Source organism: Pedobacter sp. GW822-FHT03F06, assembly GCF_058801365.1.
Map to the genome: position 1 here is coordinate 344,808 of NZ_JBXANE010000006.1, position 25,999 is coordinate 370,806.

The window sequence follows — 25,999 nt, forward strand, 5'->3', positions numbered from 1 at the left end:
TTTGATTCTTTTTTAATTACAGGCCAATGTTAATACCAAATGAAATTACCCGTGGTTGTGGTGCTGAGTAAAAATCTACGCCCTGATTAATGTTTGTGGATTGATAATCTGCATTAACCTCCGGGTCCCATCCTTTGTAACCCGTTATGGTAAGCAGGTTTTGCGCTGTAGCATATAACCTTAATTTGCTTAATTTAATTTTGGTTAATACCGAAACTGGAAAAGTATAGCCAAGCGTTAATGTTTTTAAGCGGACATAAGAACCGTCAGATAAATATCTTGTTGAGTTTCCGATACCGTTTCCTGCAAACAGACGGGGCTCTGGAACAGATGTAATATCACCCGGTTTATCCCAGTAACTCATTTGATCTGCAGTTTGGTTATCATAACCGTTTGATGCATTTGCGCTCATATACTGGCCGCCGGCATTGAAAATTTTATTGCCTTTTACACCTTGGAAAAATATACCTAAATCGAAATTCTTGTACGAAAACGTGTTGTTTAAGCCGAACGTATATTTAGGATTAGGGTTGCCTGCAAAAATCCGTTGTGCATCGTTAATGTTATTTGTTGTACTCCTGTCTACATTGCCGTTTGCATCAACTGTGTTTTTGTAATAAATCGCATCACCATTAGCCGGATTTACCCCGGCATATTCCGGAATGTAAAATACGCCGATCGGTTGCCCTGAAATAGCCGCATTTATTTCATTGCTATTTAAAATCTGCCCTCCTAAATTTGTAATCTTATTGTTGTTAATTGCTCCCGTTATTGCTGTTGACCATTTAAATGCGCCTACAAAATTTTCGGTATTGATCCCCAATTCAAACCCGGTATTTTTTAGCGAACCTAAATTTTGGGTTTTAGTAGAGAAACCTGTTGTTTGCGGGATAGGCACATCCAATAATAAATCGGTGGTATTTTTTTGATAGAAATCAAAAATTCCTGTAATTCTGTTCTTTAAAATACCAAAATCAAAGCCGATATCGAGTTGCTTCGTTTTTTCCCATGTTAAATCCGGATTGGCTATCCGCGAAGGAGTTTGCCCGGGCAAACCACCATATGCGCCTGTTCCAGCAAATAAACCACGGGCAGAATAATTACCAATTTCGGCATTACCTGTTAAGCCATAACTTGCCCTAAATTTTAATAAACTGATGGTTTCGCTTTGTTTTAAGAAATCTTCTTCAGATGCAATCCAGGCCACCGAACCTGCCGGAAAATACCCATATCTGTTATTGGCTCCAAAACGTGATGAACCATCAGCCCTTACACTAAAACCCACTAAATAACGGTCGTTGTATTTATAATTGGCCCTAAAGAAATAAGACAGAAAGCTAAAAGCGCCTTCATTACTGGTTGCAATCACTTTTGTTGCAGCAGAACCTAATTTAATGTAAGAATCACTTGGGAAATCCTGTCCTTCAATGGTGCTGTACTTGGTGGTTGATTTTTGATAACTTGTACCCAAAATAACATCAAAAGCACTTTTTCCGATAGTTGTATTATAACTGAAGAAATTATTGGTGTTGGCATTAATTACAAAAGTTGAAATATTTTGCCCGTACCCATTCGAAGTGCCCGTATTCCTAAAAGTTAATGAACCATAATAACTTTCTTCGTTTTGATTTAAGTTATCAATAGAAAAATCAGTGCTGAATTTTAATCCCTTAGCAAGGTTTATATTCGCAAAAGCTTTGCCAATTGTCCGGTACACTGTTGCTTTGTAAAAAGCATTATCTACACTAATGAATGGATTGTAGTACACCGGATAATTTGAAGCTGCTCCAGGTAAACTCCCACTTATTAAACCCGATCTTGGGTCTATAAAAGGCGTAATAGGCGAAAGTGCTACAGATTGCAAAGGACTTGAAAAAGCATTATCGTTTGATAACCTGTTGTTAATACTATTTGAAAAATTAAGGTTAACACCTACTTCTAAAAAATCAGTTACTTTATTGGTTAGGTTTAGCCGGCCGCTGTAGCGTTTATAACTGTTGCCTATCACAATTCCCTCTTGATCCAGCGCCTGCCCGCCGATGTAGAACTTCGTTTTTTCATTTCCACCTGTTAAATTAAGGTCGTATTGTTGCGTAACCGGTTTGTCCTGAAAAGAAGCAGCTTCCCAGTTAGAATTTACCTTGTATGTTTGATAATCGTTGTTGCCAGCTGAATAGCGGTTTAAACGCGCTTCTACACTTGCGCTATAATCATCTAATGCTTCTTGCAGGGTTGCATAATCTCCATTGAGAAAATCCTGATTCGCCTGGCCCTGCCCAGCTCTGCGCTCTATTTGAACGTATTGTTCTGCATTTAAAAAATCCCTATGGTTAGAGGGGGAGCTTACTCCACCCAGTGCATTAAACTGGATAAGTGTTTTGCCCGCCTTACCCTGTTTGGTGGTGATCAATACCACACCGTTTGAAGCTCTGGCGCCATAAATTGCCGATGCTGATGCATCCTTTAATACTTCTATAGATTCGATATCATTGGTGTTTATATCCGCCAAAGCACTCGTAGGGGCAGTAGTACTTGAAAAATCTCCCGAAGTAATGGGTATTCCATCAACGATGTAAAGTGGCTCGCTACCGGCAGTTACGGAGGCAGCGCCCCTAACCCTTACCGTTATTCCCTGCCCTAATTTTCCATTTTGAGCGGCAATCTGAACACCTGCCGCTTTTCCTTGTAAGGCCTGTTCAAAACTTGTTACGGGTAAGTTTTCCAGGTCTTTAGATTTAACAGAGGCCACAGATCCGGTCACGTCCCGCTTATTCTGTGTACCGTAACCCACCACCACCACATCCGATAGCGTATTGTTTTCCTCATCAAGGTTTACATTGATGCTTTGCCCTGTAATAGGCACTTCTTTGGTTTTGTAACCGATAAAGCTAAAAACAAGTGTTTTAGCCTCATCCGAAACGGTTAATTTAAAGGCGCCCGAGGCATCACTCTGTGTGCCGTTAGCAGGTGAGCCTTTTACAAATACGCTAACGCCCGGAATTGGTCCAGAGGTTGACGTAACTTTCCCGGTAATCACTTTGCCTTGTGCGAAAGCAAACGAAATTGCAACGAGATACAAAAGCATACTTAAGAGTAGTTTTTTCATCAAATTGGTAGTTTAGTTAATAATGTTTATTCATTCATAGAAATGATACTCTTAATTTAACTAAAAATATGTGAAAAACCATCTGTATCAGGATAAAATCAGACCATTCTTTGGTCTAATGTGCTTAAATCAAAACAAAGAGCAGCGAAAACTGTTAATAGATTTAGAAATTACATTGTTTAAATCAAAAAAATACGAGCATGGATAAGTTAGAATTAAAAGGAAAGTGGAATGAAATAAAAGGAAAGGTTAAACAAGCTTATGCCGATTTAACTGACGATGATTTAAAACACGAAGAAGGGCAAGACGATGAATTGTTGGGGAAACTGCAGCAAAAAACAGGCAAGGGAAGAGATGAGCTTGTAAAATGGATCAATTCATTATAATCTCAGTTTAATTAATAAGATACAGGCGGCCAATTTTGGTCGCCTGTTTGCTTTAACATCATTTTTTATGGCCGATATTGCACAACGGTTTATTCAAAACCCAATATTATCTCCAAAAGATCTCGCACCCAGTAGGGACGGTCTGGAAATTGTTTGTCTGCTAAACCCAGGCGTTTTTAAGTTTGAAGGAAAAATTTGGCTATTGATCCGTGTAGCCGAAAGGCCCGAACAAACAGAGGGTATAATCTCTTTTCCTATTTTAAAGAAACATGGAATAGAAATTCTAGCGATCGAAGAAAATGACCCATATCTAAACGCGACCGATCCAAGGGTAATTAATTACAAAGGTGCTGATTATTTAACCACATTATCGCATTTAAGGTTGGTTTGCAGTGATGATGGCGTGCATTTTTATCAACCGGCCGGTTATCCTTTATTACAGGGTGAGGGAGAAGATGAAACTTTTGGTATTGAAGATTGCCGTGTATCCTTAATTGATAAAACCTACTATTTAACCTTTACTTCGGTATCTGCCCATGGGGTAGGGGTTGGCTTAAGAACAACAAAAGATTGGAAAAGCTTTGAGAAACACGGCATGATTATCCCGCCGCACAATAAAGACTGCGCCATATTTGAAGAACGCGTTAACGGTAAATTTTACGCCTTACACCGGCCTAGTAGTGTAGCCTTGGGTGGTAATTATATCTGGCTGGCCGAATCTCCCGATGGAATCCATTGGGGCAAACACAAATGTATCATTAAAACCAGGCCTAACCACTGGGATAGTGCACGTGTTGGCGCCGGGGCAGCGCCCATAAAAACCGCAGCAGGATGGCTCGAAATCTATCACGGGGCAAACGGAAAACATCAATATTGTTTAGGCGCCTTTCTAATGGATTTAAATGACCCATCGAAAGTACTGGCCAGAACCGAAGAACCGATTATGGTACCAACAGCAGATTACGAACTGCATGGTTTTTTTGGTGAAGTCGTATTTACAAACGGCCATATCGTTAACGAAGATGAATTAACAATTTATTATGGCGCCGCTGATGAGTTTGTTTGTGGGGCTAAGTTTTCGGTGAAGGAAATTTTGGAGGCACTGAAATATATCTAGTTCTTTTTGCCACGGAAGCACAGATTAACACGGAAGTTTTTTGCTTTTTACCACCAAGACACGATTTGGTTTTTCTGTAGTTTGTTGTAATGAATTAATAGCTTAATGTGTATTTCGCCACGGTAACCAACGGTTTCACCACGTCAATGCTGGGGTCTAATGGCGTCCCTAATTTCTTTGACTGGTTTGAACGAGACAATTCCCTGTTAATTAAAATTCATTAATGCACTATTGTGAATTGGTTCTGGAAATTTACACTGACAAAACGATTGCTAATCAATTCTTCTTTAAGAAAAATTGATTTTTTTGAATAACTTGCGTAACATAAACAAATAGTCCTATACGCTCTCAATGCACAATAAATCTTTTTTCGAATACCTTGGCATATCTGATGTCGAAAGGATTCACTCTCAGTTTTTTGCCTGGATGTTTTCAGCCGACTGTCTGGCCGTTAATTCTAATAGCAAGCATAAGTTGCTTATGGCTTTGTTCAAAACAGGCCCTGAAAGTAAAATATTAAGAGTACATACGGAAGTAAGCGGTATCGACATTCTGATCCAAACCAGTAATGAAATCATTGTAATTGAAAATAAACTTAAATCCTCACAGCATTCAAACCAGCTTATCAAGTACAAAGAATATTGTGATCACAAGTTTCCTCAGGTTCCAAAGCGATTTTATTTTTTGACCCTGACAGGGGAAAAATCCAATGATGTGAACTGGATGAGAATGTCCTATTACCAGATGTATGAACAATTGCAGAAACTTCCGCTGAGCGAAAATGAAAACCACACAGTTATTGTGAAAGAATACCTTGTCTTTCTTTATCGGCTGACTTCGTGTGTGAACGATTTTATCAGTAGACCACATGAGTATGATATGGTCTTTATGGATGGCAAGAAGAAAAAAATTGATAAGATCGATTTTGTCTACGCTACATCTAATGAGCGGTTCATTGCATCAAATCAGCTTGAGACTATTCTCCAGAAATGTTTTTTACACGGACTTTCTGAACAGATCGATACGCATATTGCCTTTGTTTCCGATACCAGGGGAGATGCACTTATAGATTTTCCGATAAGATTTGGTATTCTATATAAAAAACGTGAATATTCCACTATTCTGCAGCTGCAGCAGGATAATATTAAGTTCGCATTTGCCATATTTGGCGAGGGGTATGTGACTTCCAAAAAGGAATGGATAGAGGATGCGGTTCCGTTGATGGAACTTTTAAGGGCCGGAAACTTGCACGGTTACAGCAAACTGAATAAGCCGAAGTCAAAAGCCTACGTTTCAGTTTCCAAAAAGCTTAATATCAACTACTGGAAGATGGAACCATCTGCCCTAAAGGATTTTATCAATGCTGAGATTGCGAATGCTGAAAAGATGACGAGCTTTTTGGTGGATAAGCTAAAGGAATTGTAAGTGCTTATACGGTTGCTTGTCAGAATATTGCAAAAACTTTAATCTTTGTTGAGTAGCATTAATTTTTAAATGAATGCTGAACAATATCTTTCTAAGATTATTTAACCGAGTAACCCATTGGGTTATGATGCTGCCAATAACTATTTCTAAAACTAATTAACATTATAAAATGCAAAACACTTATACCTCAAAAGAAATTATCAAACTGATCGATAGCCAGTTGGCTTTACATGTAAGCTATACGTTTCAACGGATAGAATATTATCCCAATTTGTTCGGCGCCTTTAACACATTAGGGCTAGTTTACAAGGTGAACAAATTTACTGTCTTCGTAATAATTACTGCTCACGATGGACAGCCGAAGCTTGAACTGCAATATCCTTTAGCTGGCATACAGATGAATGCGGAGATTAATATTGCACTAATAAATGCTGTGCATTATGCAAACGTCCATTTAAAAAATAGTGGGAGGTTTGAAGAAGATCCACTTTAGCGTGTATTAATGGTTTATAGAACCCTCAGGAAATATATAAACTATAGAATTTAAGGATAGGTATATGTGATCATTTGATAGCACTTGTCTTTTTATTGCTTGTAGAATAGGTTTAAAAATTGAAAAAATTTCGCGCTTAACAATATCAAATTATGAAACATGATGATCTACAAAAAAACTTTATTTACATCAAAGATAAATTTAATAGTAAGGTTGTAAATCTCAATTGGGAATATTCGGATTTCGCCTCCAGTTTTAAAATTTACAATGAGAATATAACGGACTGGTCCAACCAAATACTATTTAATGGACTAAAAGAGTCTAAAACAGTTTCAAGAACATACGTTGACCTTGACTTATACCTGACACCTGTTAGCCAACAAGTTGATGTTTCTGAGAAAACTCATAAAAGATCTTTTTTAGACACATTTCAGAGAATACAGACTAATATAATAATTTTAGGGCAACCAGGTGCAGGAAAAACAACATCAATGAAAAGAATTTTTCAGATGTTTACAAATCAAGAATTAACTTCTAAGTTTTCCTTTCCGCTACTGGTCAAACTAAGAGAACTAAAAGATTATGATTATTCAATATTTAACTTCCTATCAAAACAGTTAAATATTAATATTGAAATCTATCAAGATACTAATGTCATTACAGAAGAATCTGTGAGAAAAACAGTCACCAAAATTATGAAAACCCACTTTTGGGAAGATTTCGATTTATATTCTCGCTTCTTTTCTCTTTTTCTTAATACTAATAAAATTCTTTTAATTATAGATGGATATGATGAAGTTCCGCTAAACGCTCAAAAAAATATAAACCGAGAGTTAAAATCTTTAGCGCAGAGTTTAAAGACATCAAAATTCGTTTTAACATCAAGAGGAAGCGACTATCAACTAGAATTACAAAATTCGACAGTGTTAGAAATTTGTCCTCTTGACCATATTCAGCTAAAGGAATTTGCAAGGAACTGGCTACCGGATCAGAAAACTTCAGACCATTTTCTTAAACAAATTGGGAACTCGCCTTATTACGATGCATTAATCAGGCCGTTAACCTTATCACACTTATGTGCAATTTACGAAAGAATTGGCCGAATACCCGAAAAACCTAAGACGGTGCATCGAAAGGTAGTGTCACTATTAATTGAAGAGTGGGATGAACAGCGTCAAATCACTAGAGATTCGAAATACCAGAATTTCGAACAAGACAGAAAATTTGAATTTTTAGCGAATTTTGCATTCTCATTAACTGTGAAATTCGAGAAAACTATATTTACAAAATCTCAACTGATTGATATCTATAATGGTATTTATAAAAATTTCGGTCTACCTCGAGAAGATCTCAAAAATGTTATAAAAGAGATTGAAACCCATACAGGCATTATTATTAGTGTTGGGCAAGATCAATACGAGTTTACCCATAAATCGACGCAGGAATATTTAACTGCTGAACATTTAATGAGGCTCCCAAATATTCCAACAGATGTAAACTTACTTCTGAAACTTCCTAATGAGCTCGCGCTGACTATTTCACTCTGCTCTTCTCCCGTATTATACTTTCAATCGCTCTTATTCGATCAGTTGAGTTCTGTGATAGAAAAAATTGGATCTGGTGATATCGGGGCCATGTCAAGGACTAAGCAAGTACATGCCAAACAGTTAATTAAGGAGTACGCTATGTTCTTCAGTAAATTATGCTCAAGGCTCGTTCTTGAAAAGCCTGATTTTCCTGAGACTGCAATCACCTCAATATGTGTTCTGATGATCAATTCAATTCTTATTGACTATGATTTTAGATTGGCTCCCCACGCTCTGGTAAGGAAATGGTGTTCATTACCTCTTTTGACGAAATACTATACCCTAGAAGAAAACACGGTACTGAGCGTTACAGAGACAAATCATTTTTATTTTAGAAGAAATTCTATAACACTAGCAACCAACTATAGACTGCCAAACAGATTAACAATTTCTTACACACAATATCAACATTTAAAAAATGCTAAACGACCTTCATAATATTTTAAGCACCATTGGCGGCGTGGCTATTGGCAGTGCAACTGTTTTTTCAGCAATCGTATATTTAGTTAAAAAATTTTTAGATCAGTTCCTAAAAAGTAATTTAGAACTATACAAACAGAAGCGGCATTTGGAATTAGAAACTGCCAAGCTAGCTCTGGATATAGAAAAGTCTAAAGCTAATTTAGTTTTTTCCAAGCTGTATGAAGAAAAGGCGCTTATCATAAAAGATCTTTATACCAAATTTGTAATTTTAAAAGAATCATTATATACTATCTTAGTTGGAAATACAAGTCTTAGAGGCATTGATTTCCAAAGATTAAAATCTTCAAACGATGATATAACTGCATTGTTAAAGAAGGAGAAGTTGTTCCTAAGCAGAAAGATATATTCAAATTCATTGGATTTTTTGGCGTTGTGCAAAAAATTAATAACCGTTATTGAGGATGAGATTGAATACTTAACGGGTATCGAAAGAGGAATATTTGATGGGGTAGACGTTAATGATTGCCCAGATTTTCTAGAGGAGTTAAAAGCACTTAAGACTGAAATAGTTGACCAAATAGATACGATCCTATTGACGTTAGAAATGCAGTTTAAAGAAACTATGGGTATTAAAGATGAAGCAATATAGAATTTCGAAATGCATTGAAAATGCTGCTTTTTAATCTTCCAATATGTTTGCTATTTTTCATAGTTACGCGTTTTGGTAAGAGAAGTCAGGGTTAATTGATTGGGAATCGGTTTTTGACATTTAAGTTTAAGCAAGAAGTTTAGCTACTTACAAAGTTTTTAATAATAGAATTAAACCACAGCTTTCAATCGATTATTTATAGATTTCATATGTCTTTTGGTGACCGACCCATCTCTGTTTTTGGTTTCTGTTATTTCTCTGCTCACTAGCTCATTTTCACTTTTAGACAACCACATCGTCAACAGGCAGACCAAGAGACTAAAAATGCCGCTTATGATAGCAGGAAGGATAAATTGCTGGAAAGTGATATTTCTTATTCGCATACGCTAAATATTATGTAGTCGCGGTTAATTCATTGTAAAGCGAAGTTCAGTGGTTTCACCAGTATTCAAAAGGACAGCTAAAAAGCCGCTCTTGCTCCTGAAACGAACATATTAAGTAAAAAGTGAGAGTAAACGATAGGTCGTTTTGAGATTTGAATCGAAAATATTATTACGTAATCGATTCATTATTAATGTTTTGTTGATTTAGAGGGTATTGAAGAAGCTTTGACTACTTACCTATAAGTATGCGCCCACAGGAGACAAAAACGTGAAAATCTCTGTAATAAATTGATTATCAGTGTTGTTTTTATGCTGCAGCTGTTTTATTAAACCACAGATTTAGAAGTAAACATGAAATTTGTCCTTCATGTGATTTGGGACTATATTTTTATGTTACATTGGTAATCCATTGAACAGAAGCGGCTCCCCTTCGTTATCACTGAATATATTAGCGAAGTAGTTATTTGGTCCAATGAAAATAATTAACAACCTTTTCTCCTCACTATGGCGAAATTACATATTCATTAAACCATATACTCAAACCCATTATTTCTTGCAATCGTAATTAAGGGCTCAATGGTTGTTTTAAACTTAAGCTTATACTCATCTGGTAATTCCTTCACGCTTTCCAAATTAGGAAAAATGCTCAGGTAATCTTCTAGTAGCTTTTCTTTAGGCATTTTATATTTAATTATTTCGATGGCAGTTTTCTGCAAGTGATAAAAAGCATCAAAGTAAATATCCATCCGGGGTAGCTTATCCGATTTCGAACTGTTAAATGAGGGGGTTGCAGGTATCAAATTCCAGAGCAGATCATGCGAAACAAAAGCATAGGGAATAAAATGCTCTACTGCAAAACCATTTTTGTATAGTTTTTGGTTTGTGTAGATGCAATCTACGCCGCCTAACTCTTCAATTACAATATCCCACACCTTGCGCTGTTTTACCAAGCTGTTTCTTTTTGCAGGCTTAATTAACTTGTTCGGAATATCTGGTACATTGGGATTGTGTTTCTGCAAATACAAACTTAGTTTCCAGTAACAAAAGCTTTTTAAAATCCCTGAATTCCTACTGAGGTAATCAATCCAGATTGGATTAATGGTAATATGCATTTGATCAACCGCATAAAGACAATCATTTTCAAAAGCTTGTGATGCCTGGTAGGTGGCACTTCGGTTTTCTGCAATGAATGGAAACCATGGACTTAAAAAACGGTGGGGAACCTGTTTATCAAAATGCCATAATAACTTGTATGTAGCCAATAGGTTACTATTGTTCAAGCGTTGTTTAATCTTGTTTCGATCTTCATCGATACTAATCCCTTCAACGGCTGCAATTTCTTTCACTTTATCGTGCAACTGGTCCTGTTTGCCGAAACTAATGTGAAAATAGTTGATGGTGTACCAGCTAGCGGCAACCATCCCCACAAATATCCTTTGTTTAGGAATATGATAATGACCATTTTCTACCTCATCTAAAATAGATAGAAACCAATAAAATTTATAAGCCGCAGCCGTATTGTTAAAACTGGCTGTTAAAAGGTTTACAGGTAAGTGCTCGTGAGAAGGGATCATCCAGCTGCAATATACATTATGATTAAATATTGACCAACTTTAATAATCGCACATTGTTATAGTAGCATGGCAGATGTACATAGCAAAGAAACCCGTTCATATAATATGAGTCGCATTAAGGGCAAAAATACGAAACCCGAAGTGCTTCTCAGAAAAGCGTTATGGGCTAATGGTATACGCTTTCGGATACATGTTAAAAACATGCCAGGAAAACCTGATATAGTAATTAATAAATATCGGCTTGCTATATTTGTTGACGGTGGCTTTTGGCATGGGTATCAATGGAAAAAGAACAGCTTAAATATAAAAAGCAATGCTGACTTCTGGGTTCCGAAAATTGAAAGCAACATGAAGCGCGACAATATCAATCAAAGAAGGCTTGAAGACGCTGGGTATATAGTAATGCGATTTTGGGATCATGAGGTAACTAAAAATTTGACTGAATGTATTAATCAAATTCTACTTTACCTCGAAACCGCGAAAGATCAAACAATACCTGCCAAGAACTAATGTAAATGTCATTTACTCAAACTATACATATCTTTATAACAACATTCTCTCGTATTGACGTAAATAAATTATTATTCGACTAAACTTTCTTTTACTAACTCTAATTCACCTCTACTCTGTTTCTATCCACTTATTTACAGCACAAACAAGGAGTTGTTTATATAAAATCATTTTCTTTACATGGATACCATAGCGGATCAATGATCATGTGCAAGACCCAGCTAAAATTATTTGTGTTGCTATAGTTAAAATTTAGCTATTGTCGATGATAATTTTTCTAATTCTGACTTAAAAAAATGTCGATTGTAATATGCTATTGGCTTCACTCCACCTATAACATTTAAATGTTTTGTAATAAAACGGGATTTATATTCAAACTTTGTACTAAAGAGATTTTCATTTTCTTGTATAAACTCTAATATACCAATAACAGCTTCTCTATGGCGACCTAATTTATATGTGCCTAAAGTTCTAGTTGGAAAATCCAACTGACGAAATAAAATTTTTGTTAAATCATATTTATTGGACCCTCTGGATTCATCAACCGATAAAAATACAGACCACCACAATCCAGATAGTGCATGCCTCAATAAATTACTTTGAGCGGATGAACTTAAAAACCAATGCTCCACTATGTATTCGATATTGTTTTTTGCACTGCCGTCGTAAACGCTACTCCACCTTTTAATCATGTAGGGATAAAGGTCAGCATGTGACAAATACGTCCATAAACGTTCATCAGAAGCTTGTATTGGTGCTAAATTTTCAAAAGCTTCGTAGAGTAAAACAGCGGTTTTAAAATCATCTTCGAAATCAAGCTTGTTAACTAGATCGGGTGATGCGTTTATGTTAGGCATCATCAACACTTCTTTTTTATCGTAAATGAACTGGTTGCTTCTATAAAAAGATAGTAATGAGCCATCTGCCAGATTCTCTTTGAGTCTTTGTACATATTTGTCTTTAAATATTAATTGCTTTTCCATAAGCTAATCTTCTTGTGAACACTCTAGAATCGAATTTAACCCAGCGATCAGACGAGCAAACGGATTACCTAATAGTCGTTGTGCTATTTCAGGGATATTTTCTTTTTCATCAATTGAAAGATTCTTAAATGCAGGTTCATTCTTTAAGCGGTATTCAATTACTTTCGCCCATAAATAATCTTTGTGATCGTCAAAATTATAAAGTGCAGTTAGAAGAGCATTTAAAACTAAAGAGGCATGAAATACTGATGCAAATCTTTCTTCCTGTGAAATTACATCATTACTGAATATGTCATATGAGTCAGATGGTAATTGTATTACTATTTTACTATTCTTTAAATCTATGTTTGTGTATGTTAAATCATCATTTCCCACAACTTCCATGAAAGACGAAACAGCTTTTAATTTTTCATATTTAATGTCGGCATTAAATGAAAACTCTCCAAAGTAGGCTAAAATGTCACCTGCCTCTAGATCAAAAAAATAATCTTTGTAATCTAAATGCACATCTGAATTAGAATAGCTATCGATATTTTCAGACGCAATTAATAAGCATGTAAATTCCACACGGCCTTTAACTTCTTTTTTTGGAATTTCTATCTCCATTTTGGATGAATTACTTAAGAATGCTCTCCGATAAATGGTGTTGGTACATGTCGCCTCACAATAATACCTTGCCTTGCCCTCGGTTAATATTTGCTTTAAATCATTATTATTAAACTGCAGGTTAATAGCTATTCTGTAAACATCCGGGAGTGAATTTATTTCTGGATGTAGCAAATCAATAGCACTATTTATTGAATCATTTAATCCTAATATAGGGTGGGGGAAACTAACATCATTGAACTTCATACACTTTAATTTTTATGGAATGTTTTAGAGCATCTAAAAATTGAATTTTAATCTTGTTGCTTCCGTTTATCAAAGACAAATTCTTAATTACATTATTCTCAATTAAACCGTTATCACTAGCAACTATTGCTATGCCACTATCTCTATCATTATCAGCACCTACCATTAGTTCAATTTCTGCATTGTTAATCAGTCTATCTGAATTAATAACCAGAATGTGATATTGTATATTATTTTCCTTTTGGGCTATAACTCTTAAGCCTACCTTTACGAGAACTTTATTATTGTTAGATTCTTCTGACTTCCCCCCCATACTACTATCACTACCATCGCCAGGAGGCAATTCTTCACTTTCTCCATTATCGCTTTCATTTTCACCACCAATAATTATATTCTCTTCACCATCTTCAGCAATATGAACTTCTGCATCCTCTTTTGCATGTGATTTTGGAATAATAGTCGGTTTAATTTTAACAGGTGTGTATTCTGTTGTTTGAATTCCGGTTTCATCATCCGAAATTTCATTGCTCAAAACTCCTGAGGATGAATTAGAAACATTTCCGATATAGTCGAATTCTTCTTCTTTCTCCAACAAATCTTCCGGGATTGACAAATATTCTTCTAAACCCAAAAAAGTAATTTTTTTCCCCGCTTTTATCTTCGATAGCGATTCCAGTGATTTGTTTATGAAGTCGTTTATTTCCCTTTCAGCCTTTTTAGCCGTTTTGGAAATTTTGCCTTCATCTTTTGGATAGTTTTCCTTTTTCCACTCGCTATGCGCAGGGTTTTCCATCAGTCTTAAAATCTGATTTCCTTTTTCATTTTCACAAATAAATACCGCTGAATATCCATTTACTTTTCCATTAGGCCGTTTAAAAACAACCATTTTAGGTTTCCTGAAATAAGACACCCTATTAGGTAAGCCTTTATCTAAGTATACATACAGTTTAACATTCTCTATAGTTTCTAAGGTGTCTTCAAAGAGATGAAACTGATCGCTTGTATTGGTATATTTAACAGCTTTTAAATAAGATTTTGGATTCCATGACCCAATTTCAGTTGCATTTCCACTTTCGAATCCATCATTTGGGAAATACTCGTCAACTTTCTGTTCTAAATTTTCCTTATTGATTACAATGTCATCCACTTGCACCACAAGTTGACAATCATAAATAGCCATCCAAAAATTATTTAGTACAGATTTAATCATTAATCTGATTCTGGAAGGCTCATCCCACAAGCCAATTATGTTTACGTCTGTACCAATTTCTACACGTCTAAAAATTTCCGGTATGTCAGTTTCATTTTGTGTCGGCTGGCCACCATTATTATCGTAGTATCCATATGCCGTTAATTTGTTCGCTTGGTCATCGTTATGGGTGGTTAATATTGTAGAACCTTCAAAAAAAACATCTCCAACTGCAGTCTTAGTGGAAACAATAATGGTTTTAATAGGAGAAAGTGTATAATACGCACCTTTGCCAAATCCAAACGAACCACCGGAACCTTCGCTTTTGGCGCTCACTCCACCAGCTTTTAAAAATGCGTAAAATGGAGATTTCGTGTCTTTTTCTGTATAATCCATTCCGATTGTATTGTAATCGGAAATTTTTAAACAAGCAAGACTGAGCCTTTTCTTCCGTTCAACATTTCCATTCAAATAATAAAGCATATTATTAAATAATCTTTCAGCGTTGACATCATTTGGATAGTATTTTTGACATTGATTGATGTGATTTTCAAGGCAAAAAAAACCAGGATAATCAATCCTGTTTAGGTCAAAAAAAGTAAAATCAACTTTAACAGGCTCGGCTTGGTCTTGTATAGCATCTAATGAATTTTGTATTGCTTCCCTAACAATAGAATAATATGGCTGGCCTTTAAATTTTTCATCAACGGGGTCATTAGGACCAACGTCTCGTCCACCTTCAGGTTTAAAGTGCCATTTACAACCTTTTTCCATATTGAAATTATTTTTTAATAAAATCCCCTTAATTATTTAAATAGATAAAAGTTCACTTTAGAGTATCATGTGCTTTAAATGTCCAGCTGAATACTCTATCCGTTTATTTGGTTATGTAACAAGATGTAAGGAAACCTTTAAGAAGTAGAATGGTAAAAAGTTCTTTGTGGCAGGCATTCAATATATGGGATACATTGAAACAGCTTACCTAATAGTGGTGGTCTGTTCATAGAGCGTTTGGTTAATTTTATTAAACTTAAGCTTTTTAACTGAAAAAATAAATTTAATTAATTAAGATGGCTAAGTCTTACTAAATATTTTCGACAATTTCTTTCGTTTCGACTATCACGAAGTGATTTTTTAATGGCATGATAGCCATTGTGGACTATTCCTAAACCAGTTAGTATCTCTTTTGCATATTCATAATTTAAGACATTTGCATGGGTGGCTAAAGCGTAGAAACCTAGGGGAATAGATATACTGTTAATCGCCAAGTTTTTAATTTCGGCAATTAATGAGTTTAGCGTATAGTTATAATTTATTATAAACTGCTCTTCAGTAATTCCGTTACCAATAGCATTTTCAACAAGATCAATCTGTTGATTAAAACTGTTAATCAATTCGATGTTTCTATTTCTAAAATCAATTAAACTTTGTACGCTGATTGAATTTAGATTTTGAGGTACTTTAAGTTCTATGGTTCCTTTAATAAATTGGTGTCTTTGTGCTAGAGGTGTTCTACCTCTAGAAAAACTAGTATAATGGTCATAACTTAAATTGTCTGTAATAATATCCGCTTCTCTATCATAAGCTATTTCTTTAGCAAGATGTGTCATGTAAAGGAACGCGAGGTTTTCGGTTAACAAAATTCCATCCTGCGTACGTATGCCGATTTTTTGCTCTTCGCAATATGCTATCCATGAGTAGGAAAATTTTCCTCCATATATTTCGTAATTCCATGTGTCAGGATTTCTCCAATCCCTTAATACATTTGATTTGTTAAATAAGCCACTGAATTGATACGGTTTTTGTAAAAACTTTTCAGTTTCTGTAATGGCGTTTAGTGTTGCACGATAACCTTGACTGTCGGTTGGAGAAAATAACTCCACAAGGTTTGTTTCATTTTGTAATCTAAGGTAATCATCACTTATTAAATGGATACGATTGTATGGAACAATGCTTTCCAAGCGATCTAAATACAGGATTGCGAATTTTAGCCAATTGGTTGATGGGGGTTCGAAATTAGGATAGTAGATCAGCTTCTTCATTATATAAAAATAAATAAAAAACGTTAAATGAGGTAATTACGATAAGCTAAAAAACACGCTTAAATTTTTGTAATTTTGTAATTTTATAATAAATTGCCATATCTAATATTAAATGGGCTCAGAAAAAAATACATCTACAGATGCCGTTGTGGGAAACACTACTATTAAGGCCGTTGACTTCTTCTGTTCTGGAGGAGGAATGAGCTATGGTATGCAGCAGGCGGGTATAGAAATATTGGCGGGCATTGATTTTGACAAAAATTGTGAAGCAACCTATAAAGCTAACATAAAAGGAGCTGAATTTATTCCAGCCGATGTTTTTGATCTGAAAGAAGAAGACCTTGAACACCGGCTTTCCTTGAAGAAAAATGATGACAATTTGCTACTGATCGGATGTAGTCCTTGCCAATTCTGGTCAATTATCAATACCGATAAAACGAAATCATCGCAATCAAAAAATCTATTAATCGAGTTTTCAAGATTTGTTAAATATTTTAAACCTGGGTATGTAGTGGTTGAAAATGTTCCAGGGGTTTTGAGTAAAAAGCAAGAAAGCGGGCTAAGTGATTTTATTGATTGGTTAAACGCTAACGGATATGATAATCCGCATTTTAAGGTACATAACGTTAAAGAGTATGGTGTGCCTCAGAACAGAAAAAGATTTACACTGATCGCAAGCCGAATAACAAGTAATGAGATTATTCCTGTTAAAGCAGAAGGACCAATAAAAAGGGTAATAGACGTTTTAGGTGAAGAAAATGGATTTCCGAAGATTAATGCTGGGTATCGTGACAAGACGGATTATTTACATACTGTGCCAAGTCTTTCCGATGTGAACAAAAGACGTTTAAGAAAAGTAGAGAAGGATGGTGGTGATAGACTTGGTTTCGCGAATGATTCAGAGCTTCAGCTAAAATGTTTTATTGGCAAGGATGATTCTTTTAAAGATACATTTGGGCGTTTATGGTGGCATAGACCATCTCCAACGATAACTACTAAATTTTTCAGTATCTCTAATGGCCGCTTTGTTCATCCAGAGGAAGATAGAGCATTATCTCTTAGAGAAGGGGCAACATTACAGTCTTTTCCAAAAGATTATGTCTTTAAAACAAATAGTATCGCCAATACCGCTCGTATGATCGGGAACGCAGTTCCTCCAAAATATGCAGAGGCCGTAGGTAAGGCAATTATACAAAATCACTTGAATGCAATTTAGAACCAAAGCTAGAGCAGTTGATTTATTAGGTAAAGGCCAAATTGCAGATTTGCCTACAGCTATAACTGAATTATGGAAAAATGGCTATGATGCTTACGCTGATAATTTAAAAGCTGATTTATATAAGGAAGGCTACAACAGTTTATCCAAACCATATTTTATTCTTTCTGATGATGGCAAAGGAATGTCAAGCACAGATATTATCGAAAAATGGTTAGTTTTAGGAACTGATTCCAAATCGCGTGCAGAATTAGATATAGAATCGGAAGATACTCTTTGGAAACGCCCTAGGATTAAGGCAGGTGAAAAGGGTATTGGCAGACTTTCAGTTGCTTATCTCGGCAATCCGATGTTGATGCTCACCAAAAAAACTGGTTACCCTTTACAAGCCGTTTATTTTGACTGGCGATTATTGGAGAACTATAATCTATTTTTAGATGATATAGCAATCCCAATAGTAACTATTGATAACCTAGGTGAAATAGAAGATCATTTTAAAAAAATAAAATCTGAATTCTTAATTAATTTCAAAGGAGAATCTTATAAAGAGAAATATGCAGTTAACAACTGGGGGATTATAGTTGATGATTTATCTGAAATTAAAGAATTAAGTGACTGGCAGGGTAAACAAATCGAAATAAAAGAAACTATCATTGATGAAACGGAAAATGCCATTCTCGAATTGCCTATTTTGGATAAAATACAGGAATTTTTCAATAAGGAAGACGGTAATGGTACAATGTTCATCACCTTCAATCCCATCAATCAAATTTTGGAACTATCTGAAAGTGATAGCGATGGGTTAGAAGACAGGCAGTTTGTGATTTCTAGTCTAACGGGTTTCACAAACCCATTCAAAGATACCGATATTAAAATTTCCACTGAATTTAATATTTATAGCGAAGCCGAAAGTTATGATTTGTTAAATTCAAGAGGCAACTTTTTTACTAAGGCTGATTTCGATTTAGCTGATGTTTATATTAAAGGTGAGTTTGATGGCAATGGTGTCTTTTCTGGAAAAATTAGAATATATAATGACGTTATTGATTATTCATATATAAATCCAAGAAAAAAGGACAAGCGATCATTCTATGGGATAATACCAATTGAACTAGGTTATTCGCAAGGGGAAGAAAAATCCACAAGTTTGGAAGAAATTAAATTTGATTATATAAGTGCAAAGGTAAAAGAATACGGTGGGTTATATATATTCAGAGACGATTTTAGAGTTTTACCCTATGGTAGGGAAAATGCAGATTTTTTAAACTTCGAACAAAGAAGATCAAAAAGAGCCGGAACTTATTACTTTTCATACCGTAGAATGTACGGATATTTAGATCTTACCAGAGAAAGGAATGAACATCTTAAAGATAAATCAAGCAGAGAAGGCTTAATTAATAATGCTCAATATCGAGCGTTTACAAGCGATGCAATTAATTTTTTTGTCACTTTAGCACAAGACTATTTTCAAACGAATCCTAAATTTTCATTATTTAGGGATAAACAAAAAGAAATAAATGATCAAAATGAAGCTTTACAAGCAGATAAGGCTAGAGAGAAAGCCGAAAAAATTGCTTTTACAAAGGCATTAAATGATTATCCAAAAAAATTGGAAGCCCATCAGGCTACATACCAAGAGCTTCTTACTCAGCTAGATGAAAAATTAAATCAAATTGGCGTAGGATACTCAGAAGTTGAAGGTATATTAGACGAACTTCAAAAGATGGACATGGAATTTAAGTTACTAATTCCGAAAGTCCCAAAAAGATACAAACCTACAGAAACTCAAAAAGAACGTTTATATAAATTTGAAGATAAACTAACTAGATTTATCGAGTTGGTACATCCACAACGGGAAGAGTTAAATCAAAGAGCTCAACAGAAATTAGAAGTAAGGGATTTAAAAATCGATTTTACCAAAAAATATAATGGTTATATCTCTGCTTTAGAACAATCAATTAAGCAGTATCAACAACGATTACACACGAAATCGCAAAGTTTATCTAACGATTACAGCGAAAGATCGAAAAGATTAATCAATGCACTCAAAGAAAATAAAGATGGTATAATTGATAGTATAATTTCCAAAGAAAAGGTATTTGCCTTAAATCAGGAAGTTGAAAAAAACTATAATAGTTTGGTTGAGGAATTAGAAAGAACACTATTTCCCCTAGTAGAACATATAAGTAGACTGTCTTTTGATATCGACGAAGAGCAGGTTCAGGGAGCTTACAAAGCTCAATTTGATCAGATGAAGTATCAATGGGAGCAGACTCGTGATACTGCGCAATTAGGAATTGCTGTTGAAATTATTGATCATGAGTTTAATCAACTTTATGCAAAAATCAATAATCAGTTAAATGTTTTAAGTACTAATGCTGACGTTAAAAATATTAAAGAATTTAATTTTTTAGAAAAGAATTTTAAACAGTTAGAGGACAAGTACGCATTACTATCTCCTCTATACAGAATATCCGGTGCTCAATTTAAAGAAGTAAAATGCGGAGCTATATTAGATTATTTGCAAGAATTTTTTGAGAACCAAATAAAGGAGTATAACATTTATTTTGACGTTTCTGAAAGTTTCGCTAGTCATTCTATAAATATAAAAGAGCCCGTTATTTACACTGTATTTATCAATATAATAAATAATGCTATTTATTGGATGCGGAATAAAGAAGATAGGTGTATTAAACTCGATTATTTAGACGAAAATGACGAAATAATTATCGCTAACTCTGGTGAAAAAATACCCGATTACAGATTAGAAAGAATTTTTGAGCTATTTTATTCACAACGTCCGAGCGGAAGAGGAATTGGATTATATCTATCTAAACAAAGTCTCAATGATGCTGGACTGGAAATATACGCTACCAATGATAAAATTTATAACACTTTAAAAGGTGCATGTTTTGTAATAACCAAATTAACCTCTCAAAATGTATAATCAAAAAGCATTCGATATACTTAATGCATCAATTACATCCGCCGTTTTTATTGATGATAAGGCCCGAGATTTCTTTTCGGATCAGCCCATTAATAATAATATACCTGAAGAAGCATTATCTATTGAACTCTTTAAGACTTTTAAAGATAATGGAAAAAGTTTATCTGTACACCGATTTGAACCTACGAATTTGGACAACGATAAGACATTAGATTATTTATTTAAAGGACGTGATCTCATACTTCTAGATTGGGAATTGGCGGATCTCTCAGGTCAAGAATACTCTTTAAGGCTATTGAACAAAGCTCTCAATACTTCGCATATAAATTTTTGTTGTATCTATTCAAACTCTAACAATTTCAACGAAATTCCACTTTTTCTGGATGGTTATTTCTCTGGCCTGAATAAAGGAGATTTTGAAAATATTAAAAATAGCTATGAATATATTGAAAGAGAAGAAATATTAAAACTTTGGAATAGTGAAGGCTCTGACGTCAATCGCTTTTTTGAAGAAAATCAGATTGATTTGGAAACATTTCCAGTAGCAAGCATAAAGAATAAACCAGCTGCCCTGTTAATTAAGTATATCTATATCTCGTTATCACTTGATAAGTTTCTGATACCGGAAGTTGCCGTAAATCAACATGAAGTTTTAAATGCTGGTAACGACTCGTTTATTATAAACAATACATTTATCTTGACATTAAAAAAAGATGCAGCTGAAGATTCAGACTATAACAATCTTTTAAAGAGGATATCAGAAATTATCATTAAGAATAAGGGAAGCTTTTTTCAACTATTAGGCTTAGAAATGCAGTCCATATTTAACTCAAACGAACGTTTTATTGACGAGGAAATTTTGAAAAGTTCTACTGAAGCTCTTTTTCGTTTTAGAAATCATTTGAAGAATGATAAGGCATTTGGAACAATTATCAAAAAACTGTTGATGGAACAAGCTACGTTGAAATTGCGGACTGCCAAGCTTGAATTATTGAAGCCTGAATTTCTCGACTTTAAGAGTAATGAATTGAGGGGTGAGCCCATAGAGAAGGACGATCTTTTTCAATTAAATGTGTTCTACAATTCAGTAAAAGTTAAAAGTCTTAATGTTGATGACGTGCCAAATTTGAACTTTGGTGATGTATTCAAGGATAATAGCAATACCCACTATCTATGTATTACAGCCTTATGTGACTGTTATGAACCAGGTAAAATTCAATTTAATTTTTATTTTGTTAAAGGCAGCGTATTAAAGGATAGAGATGCTGCACTAAGACTTGGAGACACGGCTTTTGTCAGTTTCCTACCTAATAACACCGCGGTTTATTGGGGTGATCTTGAGAGTGCTAAATCGGAAAAGATAGAACCCAAAAGACAAGAAGAGACGATGGATCAATACCGTCTTAGGAAGTTGGAGAATGAAATTAATGGGTATAAGAATTTTCTATATAAACCATTCTACATTAAGCCAAAGGTTTTTAATGTGGAAAACAATAAGTTAATAGACAATAAAATCCGAATATGGGATATCACTAATAAAATTTTCGAAGAAGTAATTGATCAAAAATTGAATTATATTGAAGTCGAGTATGTAACTACTCTTAGAACTGACTATGCGCAAAGAATTGCTAATCATGCATTTGGTCATTCTGTAAGAGTTGGGGTTGACTTTGTTAAAATTTAGTCAAGTTGTTGCTAGAAATTACAAAAAGAATCATTTTCTCAATATTTTGATTTGCAATTTTCCTAGCTAGCAATAAACATTTATTCGCACTTTGTGAGGCTTGTTCAGTGCCATTTAGCATAATATAAATTCCAGTTAAATTTAAGTAAAGTTTACATAGCTCATTGTTATCGGCTAACATTGTTTTTATTTCTATTGCTGAAAGCATAGTTTTTAATGCTTCTGTAATTTGACCAGTCTTTGTTTGAATCTGAGCCAACATGCCTAATTGACTACTTTCTGCTTGTTTGTTTCCTATAAGACCAGATATTTCCAGTGCTTTAGAAACACAATATCGAGCGCTTAAATATTCATCAAGAGCTATATGACAATTAGTTATATTTCCTAATATATTACTCTCAGTATATTTATTGCCGTTGGCCCGAGATATTTCTAAAGCTTGTTTAAAATATTGGATAGCATCTGCGTTTCTGCCGACATGATGTAAAATATTAGCATATGCCTGTAATTGTACAGAGATATTATATTCATATCCAATTGCTTCTGTAATTGGAAGTGCCTTCTCAAAACATCGCAATGCCTCTTCAAAATTACCAAGACGGTTATGTGCCATCCCCATGGTTCCAAGTTCACTTGAATATGCTTTGGCGTTATTATCATCAAAAGCAATCTTAATTGCTTTTCCAGCATGCGCAATAGTTGTTTGATTTTCTCCAATAGCATATAATAGTCGAGCAGCTATGTGATGTTTAAATCCTTTTCCACTTAATTCGGTATTTATAGAAAACCACGCGTCTATTTTTGACCTCCAACTCGTTTCTGAAATACTTCCACGGTGTTTAAGTTTCAATTGAAATTCATCGATCAAATTTTTAATAAAGGCATCAGTATTTTGTACTAGTCTTTTACCTTTGTACCGCTTGAAAGGGTTTTTCTCAATTTTTAAGCGAATAGGCTCAATTTTAGAATCACTGGAATTGTGCTCGACATAAAAGATTTGTGAAGATGGATTTTTTAATGATGCTATGATGGGTACTAGATCAAAGTCAGAACAACTGTAGCCTAAAACCAATACGGAACTAGAGGCTGCGGAAGAAAAAATTTGTGTCAAAAGATCTGTTCTTAAATCAAGATATCTATTTGAGGCTAATTGTGATAAAGTAATAGCCATCTCCTCTTGAGCAGATGCACACCCGTGAATCTTAATAATTTTCACTGAAGTTTCATTCCAGTTTATTTCCCGGAGTTCCTTCTCTGTCTTATATACTTTAAAGTCCTTATCAAGTTCTAATCCTTCTAAAACTAGCGCTTTTTCAATTAATAAATCAAAATTTGTCGTATATACAATTTTGACAAACCCATTCTTTATTAATTTCGCGATGAATAAGTGGTTTATATTTGGGGTACCTTCCGCGAATATATTTTGGAATTCTGTTAATTCTGATTCACTTAGAAGCTTTTCCATTATGTTTTCAAATGGGGTGTCACTATCCCAAAGGGCATTACATTCGGTATTAGATAAGTTAAGTTTTTTAAATAAATAATCAAGTAGTTGATTTACAACAGGTAATCCTGAATTAAAAGATATTCCTGCGCCACAATAGATTGATAATTTACCTTTTTTAATTTCACCAACAATTTCATCTATTGTGCAATGATTATCCATGGAAGTTTTTAAGTATTAAAACAATAGCGTCATAGTTCTCATCTTTTTTGGAAATAAATTTTTGAATGAAAATTTTTTGAGCTTGCTCAATTGTTTCACTATCTGTATTCCCAAAAAGTAGATTGGAGAATTCCACAAATTTTTCTTTAAAATCATCTGAATATTCAACAGTCTCTTTTCCGACAGCTTCGAGTAGATTTTTCGCAGCGTCTTCATCCCAAATGAATTCTTCTGGAATATTTAACGGGAGATAATCCATGTTAGTAGTTTGATAGCGTAAAAACTCAGTGATGATCTGTTTCTTTTGCGTTAAATTTCCACCACTTGTATTGCCATCTACTCTAAACCCTAAAGATCTAAAATCAGAGCCGGTACTGTCACGTAATCTACTTTCGAGGAAGGTAATGTCATTACTTTCTCTTTGGCTAAAATTTAATGGATCAAAATGTGGCATGTTTTTATCTCCATCTAGTAGAAGATATTTATTTAATTCGCCCTCCTGACTGTAAAATACAGCTGATTTTTTAGCGTGATCGGCTCCTCCTGGAAAAAACAATACATTAAATAACAATGGGTAATCACCTCCGATTTCTTTTATAATGGCTTCAATTAGGGTTTTTGCCGTTTTATCTTCTACAATGATATTTTTCTGATGTGCTAAACTTATACGTTCTCCGATATTATCGAATACCTCCAAGTAGCTTGCACTATTTAGGATATTAAATTTGTCACTCTCAGTATAAAATAATTTAATTGCATTCTTCGGCAGAAACTCCACCAACTTTGGTGCATGCGTGGATATTACGACTTGCAATTTTTTTGCCAAGCAATTTTCTAGTAAAAAGTATCTTAAGTTTTCTTGTGCCGCTGGGTGTAATGATACTTCGGGTTCATCTAAGATAATTAGGGAATGATCTTGAGCCCCTAAAATTGCATGTACAAGCTTAACAACCGCATACTCGCCTCTTCCAGCGAACGCTTCTGAGTACTTTAGGTGATTCGTTGTGAAATACACCGTCGAACCTGGCCCATCGTAGAAATCATGATTTATTATTTTACACTCCTTGTATGGCTTTCCTAAGATTTCAGCTATTGCTTTAACTGCAGGAGGCGAGAGGGTTATAGGAATGCTGCTTTTTCTTTTTCTCGAGGTGATTTGCTTATTTTCTTTAATTGTTCGTTCAATGTGCTTAGAGTATTTTCTTAAAACATCTTGTTTGGTCTTCAATGTCGTACTTGAATGAAAATTCCCGAAATAGAAATATTTGTCAAATGCACTAAGTTCAGAACGAAAATCTAAGTAAATTACATCTTTTTCTATTGCAGCATTTCTTGCACCATCAGGTAAAAGCTGCATCCCATATTTTCTGATCGGTCTAGATGGTTCCCAGTAATCAGCCCCCTTAGATTTACCGACCCTAGTTTTGATGACTTCTAATATATTATTACTGTTATCTTTATAGCCATATATGAATGCTGGTTTTCGTCCGGCAGCGGTTATGATAGGATCTAGGGAAGTAGAGAACCAGAAACTACTGGTACTTTTACCCTGAGGGGCTCCAAAAAGAGCATGCAAAGCCGAACTTTTACCAGATCCATTTATTCCGGTTAAAACCGTGAATGGAAAATTAAAATCAATGCGACTGTCTATTTTCAAATTTTTGAAAAAAGGAAATCTTATATATTCGATATAATTTTTAAAAGCTCCGGAATTAAATGCTTGGTCTATTCTCTGGATTATTTTTTCTGTTTTTTCGTTACTTGTCAT

The 25,999-nt window shown here is 34.7% G+C and carries 18 protein-coding genes; 10 read left to right on the top strand and 8 right to left on the bottom strand.

The genetic code is table 11. The features are described from left to right. Positions 1-16: 16 nt before the first annotated feature. On the bottom strand, positions 17-3,106 hold the full coding sequence (locus AC1RJ8_RS13050; protein WP_492953986.1) for a SusC/RagA family TonB-linked outer membrane protein: 3,090 nt from the start codon (positions 3,104-3,106) through the stop codon (positions 17-19). Between the two features lie 200 nt (positions 3,107-3,306). Here AC1RJ8_RS13050 and AC1RJ8_RS13055 point away from each other — a divergent pair, with 200 nt between their 5' ends. The 6 genes from AC1RJ8_RS13055 to AC1RJ8_RS13080 all read left to right on the top strand — a co-directional run bounded on the left by AC1RJ8_RS13055 (position 3,307) and on the right by AC1RJ8_RS13080 (position 9,185). Continuing rightward, positions 3,307-3,492 carry a CsbD family protein gene (locus AC1RJ8_RS13055; RefSeq protein ID WP_029276197.1) on the top strand — a complete coding sequence of 62 codons (186 nt, stop codon included), beginning with the start codon at positions 3,307-3,309 and terminating at the stop codon, positions 3,490-3,492. A 67-nt stretch (positions 3,493-3,559) separates the two neighbouring features. Then, on the top strand, positions 3,560-4,609 hold the full coding sequence (locus AC1RJ8_RS13060) for a glycoside hydrolase family 130 protein (RefSeq protein WP_492953985.1): 1,050 nt from the start codon (positions 3,560-3,562) through the stop codon (positions 4,607-4,609). A gap of 351 nt (positions 4,610-4,960) precedes the next feature. Then, positions 4,961-6,034 (top strand): PD-(D/E)XK nuclease family protein, encoded by a 1,074-nt coding sequence (locus AC1RJ8_RS13065; protein ID WP_492953984.1) that lies wholly within the window; start codon positions 4,961-4,963, stop codon positions 6,032-6,034. A gap of 169 nt (positions 6,035-6,203) precedes the next feature. After that, entirely contained in the window at positions 6,204-6,527 is a 324-nt protein-coding gene (locus AC1RJ8_RS13070) for a hypothetical protein (protein ID WP_492953983.1), read from the top strand. Positions 6,528-6,679: 152 nt separating this feature from the next. After that, positions 6,680-8,551 (top strand): NACHT domain-containing protein, encoded by a 1,872-nt coding sequence (locus AC1RJ8_RS13075; protein WP_492953982.1) that lies wholly within the window; start codon positions 6,680-6,682, stop codon positions 8,549-8,551. Beyond that, positions 8,532-9,185: a hypothetical protein gene (locus tag AC1RJ8_RS13080; protein WP_492953981.1), complete on the top strand. Its 654-nt coding sequence runs from the start codon at positions 8,532-8,534 to the stop codon at positions 9,183-9,185. The genes AC1RJ8_RS13075 and AC1RJ8_RS13080 overlap by 20 nt, the downstream gene beginning before the upstream one ends. A gap of 907 nt (positions 9,186-10,092) precedes the next feature. Here the strand turns inward: AC1RJ8_RS13080 and AC1RJ8_RS13085 are convergent. Continuing rightward, complete coding sequence (locus AC1RJ8_RS13085; protein ID WP_492953980.1) at positions 10,093-11,142, bottom strand: HNH endonuclease domain-containing protein; 1,050 nt, start codon at positions 11,140-11,142, stop codon at positions 10,093-10,095. 66 nt (positions 11,143-11,208) lie between these two features. On the opposite strand from AC1RJ8_RS13085, the gene AC1RJ8_RS13090 reads away from it, so the two are divergent. Then, complete coding sequence (locus AC1RJ8_RS13090; RefSeq protein WP_492953979.1) at positions 11,209-11,652, top strand: very short patch repair endonuclease; 444 nt, start codon at positions 11,209-11,211, stop codon at positions 11,650-11,652. Positions 11,653-11,897: 245 nt separating this feature from the next. Here the strand turns inward: AC1RJ8_RS13090 and AC1RJ8_RS13095 are convergent, their stop codons facing one another. The 4 genes from AC1RJ8_RS13095 to AC1RJ8_RS13110 form a co-directional block, all read right to left on the bottom strand. Beyond that, positions 11,898-12,635: a DUF6339 family protein gene (locus AC1RJ8_RS13095; protein ID WP_492953978.1), complete on the bottom strand. Its 738-nt coding sequence runs from the start codon at positions 12,633-12,635 to the stop codon at positions 11,898-11,900. 3 nt (positions 12,636-12,638) lie between these two features. After that, entirely contained in the window at positions 12,639-13,487 is an 849-nt protein-coding gene (locus AC1RJ8_RS13100) for a hypothetical protein (RefSeq protein WP_492953977.1), read from the bottom strand. Continuing rightward, on the bottom strand, positions 13,474-15,450 hold the full coding sequence (locus AC1RJ8_RS13105) for a hypothetical protein (protein ID WP_492953976.1): 1,977 nt from the start codon (positions 15,448-15,450) through the stop codon (positions 13,474-13,476). Before AC1RJ8_RS13105 ends, AC1RJ8_RS13100 begins: the two co-directional genes overlap by 14 nt. Positions 15,451-15,737: 287 nt before the next feature. After that, positions 15,738-16,718: a hypothetical protein gene (locus tag AC1RJ8_RS13110; protein WP_492953975.1), complete on the bottom strand. Its 981-nt coding sequence runs from the start codon at positions 16,716-16,718 to the stop codon at positions 15,738-15,740. A 112-nt stretch (positions 16,719-16,830) separates the two neighbouring features. Between AC1RJ8_RS13110 and AC1RJ8_RS13115 the strand changes: the two genes are divergently transcribed. The 3 genes from AC1RJ8_RS13115 to AC1RJ8_RS13125 are packed head-to-tail and all read left to right on the top strand — an operon-like array spanning position 16,831 to position 22,565. After that, complete coding sequence (locus AC1RJ8_RS13115) at positions 16,831-17,934, top strand: DNA cytosine methyltransferase (RefSeq protein ID WP_492953974.1); 1,104 nt, start codon at positions 16,831-16,833, stop codon at positions 17,932-17,934. After that, positions 17,924-20,881 (top strand): ATP-binding protein, encoded by a 2,958-nt coding sequence (locus AC1RJ8_RS13120; protein ID WP_492953973.1) that lies wholly within the window; start codon positions 17,924-17,926, stop codon positions 20,879-20,881. The genes AC1RJ8_RS13115 and AC1RJ8_RS13120 overlap by 11 nt, the downstream gene beginning before the upstream one ends. After that, entirely contained in the window at positions 20,874-22,565 is a 1,692-nt protein-coding gene (locus tag AC1RJ8_RS13125; protein ID WP_492953972.1) for a response regulator receiver domain, read from the top strand. The genes AC1RJ8_RS13120 and AC1RJ8_RS13125 overlap by 8 nt, the downstream gene beginning before the upstream one ends. Here the strand turns inward: AC1RJ8_RS13125 and AC1RJ8_RS13130 are convergent. Beyond that, positions 22,555-24,231, bottom strand: coding sequence for a tetratricopeptide repeat protein (locus AC1RJ8_RS13130; RefSeq protein ID WP_492953971.1), 1,677 nt, complete (start codon positions 24,229-24,231; stop codon positions 22,555-22,557). The genes AC1RJ8_RS13125 and AC1RJ8_RS13130 overlap by 11 nt on opposite strands. Next, the gene (locus tag AC1RJ8_RS13135) at positions 24,224-25,999 is read right to left on the bottom strand and encodes an ATP-dependent nuclease (RefSeq protein ID WP_492953970.1); all 1,776 of its coding nucleotides are present in this window, start codon (positions 25,997-25,999) and stop codon (positions 24,224-24,226) included. Before AC1RJ8_RS13135 ends, AC1RJ8_RS13130 begins: the two co-directional genes overlap by 8 nt.